Here is a 13,280-nt window from a genome sequence, read left to right as displayed (position 1 = left end):
TGTCAAACTAGGTTAATTAACAGAATAGTGTTAAAAACAAAATGGGGCTTTCCACTGTTAGATAGCCTAAAATATTTTTATCTAAACGCCTAAATATTAAACACAATGAAGTCTGCTTTTAGCGATATTATTTATGAGAAAAGAGGAATATACGGGGTATTGCATGTTATCATTTTGTTACTTTCGCTATTCCTTATTGTAGTCATTTCAATCGATACATTTAAGAACATTCCTTTCATGACGCAGGGCTCGTATCTGAAAATACAGTTCTGGATATGTATGTTCTTCATTGCCGATTTCGTTTTGGAGTTTTTCTTATCAAAACGTAAATTATATTATCTGCAAACCCATTTTATCTTCCTGATCGTATCTATTCCTTATCTGAATATTATTAATTATTACGGAATCGAATTCTCTCCGGAGATCACCTATTTCCTCCGTTTTATCCCGTTGGCACGCAGCGGTTACGCACTGGCTATCGTAGTGGGATGGCTGTCATCGAACAAAGCATCCGGCCTGTTCGTCTCCTATCTGACGATGCTGTTGGCAACAGTCTATTTCTCCAGCCTGATATTCTTCGTGATCGAACATAAGGTCAACCCGCAGGTAACCGGCTACGATGATGCGTTATGGTGGGCTTTTATGGACGTGACAACGGTCGGTTCGAATATATATGCCGTTACTCCGACAGGAAGGATATTATCGGTCCTCCTGGCAGCATTAGGGATGATGATGTTCCCGATCTTCACTGTTTATGTAACCAGCCTGGTCCAAAATGCAAACAAAAGGAAAGCAGACTTTTACAAGATAGATGATACACCTGCCCCACAACAGGCAGTGGCATCAAAACCTGCTGAAGAGAAAGAATAAATAAGGAAAATGATACCAAATCCGGTATTGTTTCAGATAAGTTGCCTATATTTGCATATTATTGATATCATTATAGCATTAATATCATATATAGCAACTTATTTGATACAATGATGTATATTAAATTCATACCGGGAATTACCCGTAGCGAAGATATAATAACAGAATATGCCGCCCGCATTAAACAGCGCAGGCTCGAAAAGAATCTTTCCAGAAATAAACTGGCAGAGTTATCCGGAGTCAGCGCTGCCACATTGCGTAAATTCGAAGATGAAGGTAAGATATCTCTAGAATCTTTCATTGCTATTGCTGTCGCCCTCGGATACTCCGAAGAGTTGCTTAAATTAATGGAAACACCCCGGTATACAACTATCGAGGAACTGAATGACATCAATACCAATAAATCCAGAAAGAGAGGGAGAATATGATACGTGAAATATCCAAACTAAGCGTATATTACCATGACAGACTTGTAGGTATGATAGCCATTTCTCCCAAAGGTAACTGTGTATTTCAATATGACAAAGAATGGCTTACTGACGGTTTCTCAATATCTCCCCTAAAACTACCTCTCACAAACCAATTATTTGAAGCGCCTTCAACACCGTTCTACGGCAACTTCGGTGTATTTGCCGACAGCCTGCCGGATGGCTACGGTAGATATTTACTCCATAAGATGCTTTTGAAAGAAGGCATTGACGATTTTACTTTAAATCCACTACAACGCCTGAGTATTGTAGGCTCAAGTGGTATGGGAGCCTTATGTTATTTGCCGGAAACAGCAGTCGGTATATCCAAGGAGCTTCCCAGCCTCGACTCCTTACAGCAACTGGCTGATGATGTCTTAAATGAAAAGTCGTTGGATAACATCGACATTTTATATCACAACAGCGGAAACTCAGGTGGATGTCGTCCCAAATGCTTGCTCAATGTAGATGGTGAATCCTGGCTAATCAAATTCAGGCATACCTATGATCCGTCGGATATGGGACAGAAAGAATATCAATATTCACTTACAGCCAAAGCCTGTGGTATCAATATGCCGGAAACAAGATTGTTCGAAGGGAAATACTTTGGTGTAAAACGTTTCGACATCGACAACGGACAACGTATTCACACTATCACCGCAGCCGGATTACTGGACGTAGACTTTCGTTACCCTTCTCTCGATTATATCGCTTTAATGCAGGCAACCGGCTATTTAACCAAGCAGCAACCGCAGGTGGAAGAAATGTTTCGCCGGATGGTATTCAACGTATTGACCGGCAATAAAGACGACCATGCCAAGAACTTTGCCTTTTTATATATCAATAACGGTTGGCAATTATCGCCAGCCTACGACCTCACCCGCTCAGACGAAGGTTATGGCGGCGAACATACCACCTTAATCAACGGGAAAGGTCTCCCCGACTACAACGATATGATCGAAGCCGGTACCCGAATCCGCCTTCCCCGTAAAAAATGCAAAGAACTGTTCGATCAGGTATACTCAAACTGCGCAAAGATCATGTTAAAGAAATGGCATGATTTCTAATAAAAAAAGGCTGTGCCTAATTCCCCATGAAAGGGATAGCACAGCCTTATTTATGCCATGACAGCTGTTTATTCGCTTATGCGAACTTTATAGCTTTGGTCATTCAAACGGACAATGTAAAGACCTTGCGGCAATTGTATTTGGGCTTCGCTGGAAACCAGGGTTGATTTCACCAGCTGGCCTTGCATATTGAATACGTTCACCTGGGCAGTTGCTTCCGGCTGGATATACAGAATACCGTCTGCTACATATACTTTCTGAACAGAAGCGTTGATCTCTTCATTGGCTGTTTCCGTATTCTTGACAATGCCATCGATTTTAACAACCATATCAGCTGTTACCGGTTCTGTCACGTAATTCATGTTGGCATCCGGTTCCAGTGTTTTATCACCAACAGTTACAACCGGTTTGGATTGATTATATTCTTCTTCCAATACCAAAGAGAAACGGAAACGTTCGCCTTCTTCTATCTGGGCAGCACCTTCGCCCGGAGTGGTTGTTGCACCTGTCAAAGTAGGTAGGGTTACAGTATACAAAGGTAAGAGAGATGGATAATCGTTTTCTCTGAATAACCAAGGTTTAGCACTTGCAGGGAATTTTCCATTAATTTCGTTGATGAACTCCTCTTCTTTTATTACTTCAGCACTATTTGCATAGAAAGTGTTTTCTGATTTAGAGTCTCCAAATAAGAAAGCTGTATAAGCAGGCTCGATAGAACCTGTAGCCTCTTCACTCTTTAACGTGGTTACAGCGCTCCAAGAGTTTGACAGCATGCTTTTATAATTCGCAACGGCTACAAGACCTGCTGTATATATAGTTGTTTTACCACCTTCCTGCTTATTGTCTGCGATAGATGTGAAAGATTCTCCTACGCTTGCTACATGCTCTATCTGACAAGATTGAGCAAAAGCAGCCATTCCTGCTGTACGAAGTATCAATTCAGCTACATTCCCGGTAGCTTTATCCTCCATGGTACCACCGGTAAAACAATCAATAATATTTGAATTATACATCTCAGCTGCAATACCTCCGATCTGAACGAAACATTTTTCTCCGCCTTTTACTGCGACTTCATTCAGATACGTTCCATACGTGCGGCAATTCTCAACCGTACTATTAGTTAAACTAACAGCTAACCCACCAATGGCAGAACTGCTTACTTCCCCTTTAGCACGCACCGTATAGGTACCTTCTGTCGTACAATTGATCATTTTTCCTTCTACAACCTGAAAAGCTAGCCCACCTATCAGTACACTATAATCGGCACCTTCCAAATCATACTCAACTTTAGTGCCGACCATATGTATATTTTTGAGAGTTGCACCTTTGCAATATATAAAAAGAGCTCGAACTTGACTTTTAGAATCTTGTTTTTTTCCTGTTATTGTAAAGTTCTTGATCATATATCCGTCGCCATCATATGTCCCGCAAAAATAGGCTCCAGCTCCAATTACAGGCATTTTATCACCTTCTTCAAATACAATATCAGCTGTCTGCTTAAAGAATACCCCTTTCAAGTTTTCTAAAGACTCATTCTCTGCTTTTGAAGTCAACTCAGCTAATTTCTGCAAATCTTCCTTTGTCGCAATCTGATATGGATCAGCTTCTGTACCCGTACCACCGACAAACGTGGCAGCATCCGCTTTGGTTTGAATCGGTGCGACATAATCGAACGACTCGATCGGTTTATCAATCTTCATCGATGCTGATACACTCGCATCCACTTGTGCTTGCACACCACACGCAACAGCTATAAAGGCTACTGCCAAAGTAAAAATTTTCTTCATACTCATTTTAATTTAAGTTAGACTAATTATTAAAGTTAGATATATTTTCAGCGTTAACATTTTTTAGGCGCACCGTCTAACCAACGTTGGTTAGTCCGAATAAGAGTCATTGGTCAGCTTGCTTAACCAACGTTAGTTTGATGGTGTAACCAACGGCTCTCAGCTTCATTAACCAACAGTTGGTCAGAGAGGCTAACCAGGGAGGGGTTATTCGATTACCGGACGATCATCCTCATCGTCTCCACCTGGTTTTTCACCTACATACAGTAAAACAGGGAATGTATAAGTTCGCGGATCTTTGACCAGTTTATTACCTGCACCGGACTGGGTGGTAATACTTAATGTATACTCTCCGTCGGTCAATGTCGGAAGCATAACGGTCAGTTGCGAAGGATTGTTATGAATAAGCAACGGGCATTTCAGCGGATCACCGCTGATCGGAACCAGGAATACGCCTACATTTTCAGCATCTCCTGCTACCTTAATATTCGAGCCATTAATCACAGCAGCGCTACCTGAAGTCAATAGCCCGTTTAATTCGCCGGTCGTAGAATCCGTAATCGAGTTAATAACCGGACCGGTGATAGCCGGTCGTGTCTGTACCTGTACGTCAGACAATCTGTCACGCAGTTTTTTACTGGGGATGAAAGTGGCTGAAAGTTTATGTTTTGCGGGATCGAACGGAGCCTTTTCTCCGTCGAAAGCTCCCAAAATGCTCAACAAATACTGTCCTACGCCATCGATAACACTTTTGTTTTCAGCAATAGCTTCTACCTTTTCCTGATCAGCCAGGTCAAGGATGTTGACAATGGTTTCCTTACGATACTCGGTTCGTTTAGCCACGATGCGGTCAGCGATTTGTTCGTTACGTAAAGTCCCTGTGATGGCGGCTTTTGCAGTGTAGTCTCCTTTTTTCTCTGTGACGGCGTTGTCGTAGAGATCGGCGGTTAGAATGATCTTTTCAGCCATAATAATAAATGTTTATTGCCTGCGGTTAACCAGGCGTTTCCTTGTTTTGACCTTATTTGTGAAATAAGGGTAGTTCTTTGTATTGGATTTTTTGCGGCTGAGAGTAGCCTTTTCTCCTTTTGAGAAGAATAGTGTGTGTATCAATGTGAGTAAAACAGGCTGCTAATGATACACTCTCTACTCCTTTTCAAGAGGGAAAAGGTTACCCTTAGTACCTCCATGCCCATACATTAACCTAAGCCTCCTAAATTTTTCATAAAAGCACAAATCATCCCCTACCCATCTAATTATAAGCAGATAAGTTTGTTCTTGTTTAAATAAAAATATATCTTTGCCCCGTTTCCACACTAGTACAGGTCCTTTTTATCATGGCCTGCATCAAATGGGGCAAACACCCTTATTTCACAAATAAGGTCTCTTAAGCCCTCACTCCTACCAAACTATCCAGTCCCTTTATAATAATCTTGTTGGCAGCATTGAGCCTCGACTGGTCGAGTGCTTTCAGATAGAGGCGTGTTGTCCTTTCCGACGTATGGCCGAGGGCCTGGCTGATAACAGCTATCGGAGTGTCGTTACGCAATGCTTCTGTCGCCCAGGTGTGACGGAAAACATACGAAGTTAGATGGATAGGGATGACCAGACGTTGACCGATTTCTTTCAAACAACTGTTGTAATGATGAAGGGCTTTCTTATAGGCTTCATATTGCTGTTCCCCGTTACTGTCTTCGGACAGAACGGGGAAGAGATAACAGCTACCGGGTTGCATGTATTTATCGAGCAGTCGTTGCATGCCGGGGGTGATGCAGACACGTACCAGGGTACCAGTCTTACAGCGGTTGTAGACTAATTCACCGGCGATAATATTGTCGGCTGTCAGATGCGCCAGGTCGACAAAAGGCAATCCGCAAGCCAAAAAGGAGAAAAGGGCAAAGTCTTTTGCCATCTCCAGCTCATGACTATCCGACAAATCCATCTGCACAATCTCTTCGATCGTTTCCCTACGAAGGGCACGTTTGGCAGTTTCTCCTTGCCGGAGGTTGAGGTGTGCAAAAGGCGAAAGACAGTTCGACGGTGCCAACCCTTCGCGCACAGCCATATGAAAGATGGCACGAAAGCTACTCAGATAGCTGTTTATCGAATTTGTTTTCAGATGTCCCAATGACTGAAGCCAGTCACGGAAGCGATCGATCAAGCCGGGGGTGATACCGTCAAACGACAGGCTATCGTCACCCCAAAACTGCCGGAGCCAGTTAGAGGAAGCGCGATAAAGGTCGGCAGTCGAAAAATGCCCGGCCTTACGTTTACGCTTCACCAAAGTGTCGGCATAAGTGAAGAAAAAGGTTGTCATACTATATATAATTTAGAAATAAACAAAACAAGCCTCCCGTCCTCTGAACGAGGAACAAAGAGGCTTGCCAATTAAAAGAATAAACTGTTCTATTCAGTAATTGTTACCCGGTCGCCATTAAAAATGGACAGACCCAGTTTATTCATTATATATTTGATCGCCAACTGAGCTTTCACAGAGTTTCCTGCGCTGTCAATTGGTGGAGCGAAAGCAGCGATACCGAACAGGCCGGGCATTACACCCATTACACCACCACCTACACCCGTTTTTGCTGGGATACCGGAGGTATATAACCAGTCACCGGTATGTTCGTAGAAACCTACGGTTGCGATCAGGGATGTGATCTTCGGTGACAATGAACTGTCGAATATCTGCTTTTTAGATACCGGGTTCAGACCGTCATTGGCAATAGTAGCTCCGCAGACAGATAATTGAGCTGCTGTGATTCCCAATGAACACTGACGGGTATACAGGTCGAGCGACATATCCGGATCGTCGTAGATACGGTTGTAGTTCTTCAATAACCAGGCAATAGAGCGGTTGTTGAAGTTGGTGGCCGATTCCGACTTATACAGTTCGTCGATCAACTGGGGAGCGCTACCGCAAAGATCGGTAATGTTAGAAACAATGGCATCCCATTTTTTAGCAGAATCACCTATCGGCTGTACCATACTACAAGCTGTGATCGCACCGGCATTGACCAGCGGAGTAGAAGGATGATCCTTCTCCAGCAAGATAGCCATGATAGAGTTGAAAGGCAGTCCAGTCGCATCGGCACCGATCATTTCAAGCAATTTCTGTGCTCCGTACTGACGCAGAGCCAACACGGCTGTGTGTACTTTCGATACGGATTCTATACCGAAGCGGTATTCGGAATCGCCTAGCTGGATGATCGTCCCGTCCATCAGACAGACACTTATGCCGAACAGGTTCTTATCGATATTGGCCAGATAAGGTATGTAATCGGCATTCTTTCCGTCTGTGTTGTTCTTAAACATCTGGTAGGCTTCCTGAGCCGCTTCCTTTATTTGTGAAACGGAAATCTTTTTATCCATACTCAAATAGTTTACTTTGTTGATTTGGGAATACCTGTGTGAGTGAATACAGAACCTTTTACTTTTTGGTTTCTGTCCTGTGCAATACGGGTTGGAGTAGGATATTCCAGTTTTTCCAGGTCGGCAATAGCATTGCTGATGTCGCCCAGTAATTGATCTGCCATATCGCGGCTGAATCCCTGACGGACAACGATACGCATAACAACCCAGTTTTCAAGGTTTTCAGGCAATGTATATGCCGGAACCATCCATCCGCTCTGTTTCAGTTTATCCTGCAAATCGTATAATGTCCATTTGGCTGATTTAGCATATTCCGGTTTCAGATACCAGATAAACAATGGGTTCACCACTTCTTTGCTGTAATTCTGGAACGGAGCCATCTTGCCGATTTCAGCATGCAGGTAATCGGCTACAGCCATACTGTTCTGCTGTACTTCCTTGTAACCCTGGAATCCTAAACGGATGAACTGATAGTATTGTCCCAGGATCTGAGCTGCAGGACGAGAGAAGTTCAAACCGACCTGAGTGATGTTTGCACCTAAATAATTTACACTGAAAGACATGGAACCCGGCAGGTATTTCTTGTCTTTCCATACTACCCAGCCTAAACCCGGATATACCAATCCGAACTTATGTCCGGAAGTACTGATGGAAAGTACCCATTTCAGGCGGAAGTCCCATTTAACCTCCGGTTTCAGGAACGGCAGGATGAAACCACCGGAAGCTGCATCCACATGGATAGGAATATCATAACCGGTCTTTGCATTGTATGCATCGAGAGCGGTATCCAACGCTTCCACATCGTCGTTCAGACCTGTCCATGTAACACCCTGGATAGGAACGATACAGATTGTATTTTCATCACACATATTCAGGGCTTCCTGCGGGTCGAGTGTGATATGTTCCTGTGTCAACGGTACCTGACGCATTTCGATCTGCCACAACTGAGCGAACTTTTCCCATACAACCTGGAAACCGGCAGAGATGACGAAGTTAGGTTTGTCGACCGGTTTACCCTGAGCCAATCTTCTTTCACGCCAACGCAACCAGGCAGCAACACCACCCAACATACATGCTTCGGAAGAACCGATCGCCAATGCACCGGATTTCCACTGTGCCTGTTCGGGGCTGTTCCACAGGTTAGCCATGATATTGATACATTTTGCATTCATCACAGCGATACGCGGATACTCAGTTTCGTCGATATAGTTGATGTTGATTGCTTCGTTCATCAACTTCGTTGCATAATCATCCATCCAGGTAGTGACGAATGTAGCCAGGTTCAAACGGGGTTGTGTCTGGGCGAAAGTTTCGTCTTTTACCATCTGATACGCAATCTCCGGAGTGGTAGGACCATCAGGAATTACGTCTACTGGAGCTGGATGCAACATCGCATTCGAGCCAAAAATCGCAGTTTTGGCATCACCTTCTCTAAAACTTGAATCTTTCATGTCTTTTTGTTTTTAATTATTTAAGAATTGGCGCAACCGACATTCGTGCATCGATTTGTAGTGCAAAAACAGCCTCCATCGGCAATTGTTCTTCGATTTTGGTTAATGAGGGAATATTTGGGGTTTATTAAAACAATGTTATTTAAAATGAGGTAAATGGCACGCAGATGACACAGATCTGGCAGATTTACACGGATTAGAAGTTATTTTAAGAATAAGATCTGTGTTCATCTGCTTAATCTGTGTCATCTGCGTGCCATTTACAGACTTATATAACAATTCAGTAAAAATGAACATTCAGTCATAAGAATTGTTTTCTGTCTTATAAAACAGCTATTTTAAGTATGAGAATACAGACAGGACAGGGGACGATTCCCCTCATCACATTAATAGGTATATGGTCGATCTCGGCACTGAACGCGCTGCCGGGACTGGCTGTTTCTCCTATCCTGGGGAAGCTTTCGGCTATATTTCCGCATGCAACGGAACTGGATATACAGATGTTGTCGTCGCTGCCTTCCCTGTTGATCATACCGTTTATTATCCTGTCCGGAAAACTGACAGAGAAGATCAATAATATCTGGTTATTACAGATAGGGTTAAGCATCTTTGCCGTAAGCGGTATCCTGTATCTGCTCTCGACCAGGATGTGGCAACTGATCGCTGTCAGCGCCCTGCTGGGAATCGGTTCAGGACTGATCGTTCCTCTTTCTACCGGACTTATTTCACGATTCTTCATCGGTACCTACCGGACAAAGCAATTCGGTCTGAGTTCGGCCATTACCAATGTGACACTGGTGCTGGCAACCGTGCTGACAGGATACCTGGCGGAGATCAACTGGCATCTGCCGTTCCTGGTCTATCTCTTCCCGCTTATTTCAATCGTCCTGTCGTTCTACCTGAAAAAGAATATCAGTCCCCTACCCGCTTCCGCTACCGTTTCAACCCAAGAGAAAGGGAAAGAAAGCGACCCGGCATTCGGTAAGTTCGGCATACAGGTCAGACACCTCGTACAGATCATGGGGTTTTACGGGCTGGCGACTTACCTCGTTATCATTGTCAGCTTCAATCTCCCCTTCCTGATGAAAGAATATCATTTCACCAGCGGCAATTCGGGTATCATGATCTCCCTGTTTTTCCTGGCTATCATGGCTCCGGGATTCGTACTGAACCAAATTGTAGACTTCCTGGGTAAGAAAACGAAATTCTATTGCCTGCTCTCGATCGCACTGGGGATGCTGCTGATCCTGGTTTCAAGAACGGAATGGCTGATCGGACTGGGCTGTATCTTCACCGGACTAGCCTATGGCGTTATCCAGCCGATCGCTTACGACAAGACCACCCGCACGGCTATCCCGTCGAAAGTGACGCTGGCACTGGCTTTCGTCATGGCTATGAATTATTTGGCAATCCTGCTATGCCCGTTCATTATAAATGTATTCAAAGATATGCTCCATATAGAGACACAACAGTTTGCTTTCCTGTTCAACATGATTATTGCCCTGGCAGCTGCCGTTTGGGCTTATATCAAACAGGATTCGTTCCTGTTTAACGACAGGTTTTAGATGATGTAACGGCTTTAACATTTCCGGAAATGGCATTTAAATGGTGAAAGTTGACTTTTACGAAAGTAGAAATGACTTTTCAACGTTTAAAGTCGGTTTCTTAGGCCTAAGAAAGTAACTTTCACTATTGAAAAGTCATTTCTGAGACCTCGGAAAGTAACTTTCAACGTTAAAAACCGATTTCTTAGGTCTCGGAAACCGACTTTCACCATTCAAATGCCATTTCTGAGATCAAAGGAGCCTTTACATCCGATTTTTAATCATTAAAACGCCAATAAGATGAAGAATAAAAAAACAGAAGCCAACCTGAGTATGATCGTATCGAAAACCTTCAGCGGTTTGAATGCGAATGCACTCCGATATTTACTCCCTTTATGGATCGCACCGCTGACGGGTGTCATGTTCCGATGTGTTTTCGGAGCCCTTATGTTTTGGATAATCAGTCTGTTTTGGAAACAGGACAAGACAACCCTGAGGGAAAAAGTCACCCTGTTTCTTTTGGGGGCGATCGGGCTGTTCGGCTTCATGTTCTTTTATCTGATAGGTGTCAGCAAAACGACCCCGGTTTCCAGTTCGCTGTTCAGCAGCCTCCAACCGATCTGGGTATTCATCCTGTCCGTTCTCTTCCTGAAAGAACGGATCACGGCAATGAAGATCATCGGTATTACCATCGGATTGGGGGGCGCACTACTCTGTATCCTGACACAGAAAAGCGATGACCTGGCCTCGGATGCCTTTACCGGAAATATGCTTTGTATGCTCAGCTCAATTGCTTATGCTGCTTACCTGATCATAAGCAATGTCGTACTGGGCAGGGTCAGTTCGCTCAATATGTTGCGTTACAGTTTCCTCGGAGCCGCTTTTTCTTCACTGGTCGTCATGGCATTCACCGGCTTCGATGCACATCTTTTCAGCCATTTCGAATGGACTCCTTTCCTGGTCCTGATGTTCGTCCTCATCTTCCCCACAACGATCAGTTACCTGCTGATCCCAATCGGACTGAAATACCTGAGCACGACACTGGTCGCTCTCTACGGCTACCTGATACTGATCGTTGCCACCATCGTCTCCCTTTCCATCGGTCAGGACCGCTTCAGCTGGTACCAGATGATCGCCATTGCACTGATCTGCTCCAGTGTCTATTTTGTTGAAATAGCGGAAAGTAAAGACAAAGCCACTGCTTCAAAATAATTGGCATATTGGCACATTACCCCATTGGCATATTATTTTTTTCTCTTTCTTTGTAACAACTTATCCGTTGATCCCGTCTCTCTTATGAAGCTCTTCCAAAGCGCGCAAAAGGAAGACGGAAACAAACCGGATTAGTAATCATTTAATACAACAGAAAGATGAAACGATACTTTGTTATCCTGGCACTGATTTTGATCTGCCAGGCAGGAAATAGCCAGACAATGAACGACCTGTTCAAAGAATTTTCTAAAATAGAACAGATCAACCATGTCAAGATAGGCAATATCACCATGAAGCTTGCCAGCATGTTTACAGAAACCATGGGAGTGAACGGTATAGAAGTCATTGAATTTAGCAGCTGCAAGAACGAGATAAAAGAACGCTTTACCAAAGCGATCAAGGAATTGAAAGACCCTGACTTCGAAACAATGGTCACTTCCAACGATAAGGGCAGCCGTACAAAAGTAATGGTACGCATTGAAAAAGATATGATCCGCGAACTGGTAGTTCTCACGACCGGCAACAGCAACGCGCTGATCCGCATCAAAGGTAAGATCAAACCGTCCGACATAGATAAAGTAGTGAAAGATCATGGGAATGGATGCTGAGAACTTTAAACGAAAGTTCCTCCCCTTCCACCCCAAGCTCTTCCGGATCGCATACGCCCTTGTTGAAAACAAAGCAGACGCAGAAGATATCCTCCAGGATGCTTACTTCAAACTATGGAATAAACGGGATGATCTGCCCGACATCGACAATCCTGAAGCATTCTGCGTCACGCTGGTCAAAAACCTCTGTCTCGACTTCCTCCGTTCCCCCCGTGCCAATCGCCGGGAAGAAAAGATAGAAGAAGTTTTCATGCTGGCGACCGACTCTTCTCCGGAAAAAGAGCTGGAAACGAAGGATAAGGAACGGCAAATCCGGCAACTGATCAGCCGTCTGCCCGAAAACCAGCGGCAAGTCATCCGCCTTCGGGGAATAGACGATTGCTCGATGGACGAGATAGAACAGATCACCGGCCTCAATGCCGTAAACATACGCGTGTTACTCTCCCGGGCACGCAAAGTAATCCGGGAACAATTTGATAAAATATACGAATATGAACGATAAACAGATAGATGAATTAATCAACAAAGTCCTCCGGGAGGATCAGATGTTGCCGGAAGGGCTTTCCGAACGGCTGGAGCAACAGATCGACACCTGGGCTGCCGCTGAAAAGAAAAAGACGCTCCGCTCATCTTTCCGCCGCCGTTCACTCTACTGGATTAGCGGAACTGCCGCAGCAATCTTACTGCTTTGCGTCGGTATTGCCGGACTGAAAGACCTGGAGACAGGTAAACAGCATTTGGCAGATACCTACACCAATCCGCAGGAAGCCGCCATAGCCGCTGGAAAAGCGCTGGCTTTCATGTCTTCTAACCTCAACAAGGGAATCGATCAGATGAACGATGCCCAACAGGAAATAAATAATGTAAACCGTATTTTGAATAAACATTTAAATGACTGACAA

General features: G+C 44.2%; 13 protein-coding genes. 8 read left to right on the top strand and 5 right to left on the bottom strand.

Annotation, left to right across the window (positions count from 1 at the left end; translation table 11 throughout):
* The first annotated feature begins 105 nt into the window (after positions 1-105).
* From P3L47_RS05945 to P3L47_RS05935, 3 genes are all read left to right on the top strand, one after another.
* A complete protein-coding gene (locus tag P3L47_RS05945) occupies positions 106-870 on the top strand; it encodes a potassium channel family protein (RefSeq protein WP_122362021.1) in 765 nt (254 codons plus the stop codon).
* Positions 871-980: 110 nt separating this feature from the next.
* On the top strand, positions 981-1,298 hold the full coding sequence (locus tag P3L47_RS05940) for a helix-turn-helix domain-containing protein (protein ID WP_233577140.1): 318 nt from the start codon (positions 981-983) through the stop codon (positions 1,296-1,298).
* Complete coding sequence (locus P3L47_RS05935; RefSeq protein WP_199715671.1) at positions 1,298-2,404, top strand: type II toxin-antitoxin system HipA family toxin; 1,107 nt, start codon at positions 1,298-1,300, stop codon at positions 2,402-2,404. Before P3L47_RS05940 ends, P3L47_RS05935 begins: the two co-directional genes overlap by 1 nt.
* Positions 2,405-2,472: 68 nt before the next feature.
* Here the strand turns inward: P3L47_RS05935 and P3L47_RS05930 are convergent, their stop codons facing one another.
* From P3L47_RS05930 to gad, 5 genes are all read right to left on the bottom strand, one after another.
* Positions 2,473-4,191: a T9SS type A sorting domain-containing protein gene (locus P3L47_RS05930; protein ID WP_277783010.1), complete on the bottom strand. Its 1,719-nt coding sequence runs from the start codon at positions 4,189-4,191 to the stop codon at positions 2,473-2,475.
* A gap of 207 nt (positions 4,192-4,398) precedes the next feature.
* Positions 4,399-5,160 carry a DNA-binding domain-containing protein gene (locus P3L47_RS05925; RefSeq protein WP_277783009.1) on the bottom strand — a complete coding sequence of 254 codons (762 nt, stop codon included), beginning with the start codon at positions 5,158-5,160 and terminating at the stop codon, positions 4,399-4,401.
* A gap of 418 nt (positions 5,161-5,578) precedes the next feature.
* Positions 5,579-6,508, bottom strand: a complete 930-nt coding sequence (locus P3L47_RS05920) for a tyrosine-type recombinase/integrase (RefSeq protein ID WP_277783008.1) — start codon at positions 6,506-6,508, stop codon at positions 5,579-5,581.
* Between the two features lie 89 nt (positions 6,509-6,597).
* A complete protein-coding gene (gene glsA, locus P3L47_RS05915; protein ID WP_122362027.1) occupies positions 6,598-7,563 on the bottom strand; it encodes a glutaminase A in 966 nt (321 codons plus the stop codon).
* Positions 7,564-7,574: 11 nt separating this feature from the next.
* Positions 7,575-9,014, bottom strand: coding sequence for a glutamate decarboxylase (gene gad / locus P3L47_RS05910; RefSeq protein WP_075559634.1), 1,440 nt, complete (start codon positions 9,012-9,014; stop codon positions 7,575-7,577).
* Positions 9,015-9,358: 344 nt separating this feature from the next.
* Between gad and P3L47_RS05905 the strand changes: the two genes are divergently transcribed.
* The 5 genes from P3L47_RS05905 to P3L47_RS05885 all read left to right on the top strand — a co-directional run bounded on the left by P3L47_RS05905 (position 9,359) and on the right by P3L47_RS05885 (position 13,277).
* Positions 9,359-10,579 carry an MFS transporter gene (locus tag P3L47_RS05905; protein WP_277783007.1) on the top strand — a complete coding sequence of 407 codons (1,221 nt, stop codon included), beginning with the start codon at positions 9,359-9,361 and terminating at the stop codon, positions 10,577-10,579.
* A 279-nt stretch (positions 10,580-10,858) separates the two neighbouring features.
* Positions 10,859-11,770 (top strand): DMT family transporter, encoded by a 912-nt coding sequence (locus P3L47_RS05900; protein WP_122362030.1) that lies wholly within the window; start codon positions 10,859-10,861, stop codon positions 11,768-11,770.
* A 158-nt stretch (positions 11,771-11,928) separates the two neighbouring features.
* Positions 11,929-12,378, top strand: a complete 450-nt coding sequence (locus tag P3L47_RS05895; RefSeq protein WP_075559637.1) for a DUF4252 domain-containing protein — start codon at positions 11,929-11,931, stop codon at positions 12,376-12,378.
* Positions 12,368-12,880 carry an RNA polymerase sigma factor gene (locus P3L47_RS05890; protein ID WP_122362031.1) on the top strand — a complete coding sequence of 171 codons (513 nt, stop codon included), beginning with the start codon at positions 12,368-12,370 and terminating at the stop codon, positions 12,878-12,880. Before P3L47_RS05895 ends, P3L47_RS05890 begins: the two co-directional genes overlap by 11 nt.
* Positions 12,870-13,277: a hypothetical protein gene (locus P3L47_RS05885; RefSeq protein WP_122362032.1), complete on the top strand. Its 408-nt coding sequence runs from the start codon at positions 12,870-12,872 to the stop codon at positions 13,275-13,277. Before P3L47_RS05890 ends, P3L47_RS05885 begins: the two co-directional genes overlap by 11 nt.
* Positions 13,278-13,280 lie beyond the last annotated feature (3 nt).

It is taken from the genome of Parabacteroides chongii, from assembly GCF_029581355.1.
Taxonomy (GTDB): domain Bacteria; phylum Bacteroidota; class Bacteroidia; order Bacteroidales; family Tannerellaceae; genus Parabacteroides; species Parabacteroides chongii.
The sequence above is the reverse complement of the archived record's forward strand: the minus strand, read 5'-3'. Positions and strand labels throughout refer to the sequence as shown.

Bases quoted from the DNA above. Each gene is read 5' to 3' on its own strand.
- P3L47_RS05945 (WP_122362021.1), top strand. From the start codon at position 106: ATGAAGTCTGCTTTTAGCGATATTATTTATGAGAAAAGAGGAATATAC.
- P3L47_RS05940 (WP_233577140.1), top strand. From the start codon at position 981: ATGATGTATATTAAATTCATACCGGGAATTACCCGTAGCGAAGATATA.
- P3L47_RS05930 (WP_277783010.1), bottom strand. From the start codon at position 4,191: ATGAAGAAAATTTTTACTTTGGCAGTAGCCTTTATAGCTGTTGCGTGT.
- P3L47_RS05925 (WP_277783009.1), bottom strand. From the start codon at position 5,160: ATGGCTGAAAAGATCATTCTAACCGCCGATCTCTACGACAACGCCGTC.
- P3L47_RS05920 (WP_277783008.1), bottom strand. From the start codon at position 6,508: ATGACAACCTTTTTCTTCACTTATGCCGACACTTTGGTGAAGCGTAAA.
- glsA (WP_122362027.1), bottom strand. From the start codon at position 7,563: ATGGATAAAAAGATTTCCGTTTCACAAATAAAGGAAGCGGCTCAGGAA.
- gad (WP_075559634.1), bottom strand. From the start codon at position 9,014: ATGAAAGATTCAAGTTTTAGAGAAGGTGATGCCAAAACTGCGATTTTT.
- P3L47_RS05905 (WP_277783007.1), top strand. From the start codon at position 9,359: ATGAGAATACAGACAGGACAGGGGACGATTCCCCTCATCACATTAATA.
- P3L47_RS05900 (WP_122362030.1), top strand. From the start codon at position 10,859: ATGAAGAATAAAAAAACAGAAGCCAACCTGAGTATGATCGTATCGAAA.
- P3L47_RS05895 (WP_075559637.1), top strand. From the start codon at position 11,929: ATGAAACGATACTTTGTTATCCTGGCACTGATTTTGATCTGCCAGGCA.
- P3L47_RS05890 (WP_122362031.1), top strand. From the start codon at position 12,368: ATGGATGCTGAGAACTTTAAACGAAAGTTCCTCCCCTTCCACCCCAAG.
- P3L47_RS05885 (WP_122362032.1), top strand. From the start codon at position 12,870: ATGAACGATAAACAGATAGATGAATTAATCAACAAAGTCCTCCGGGAG.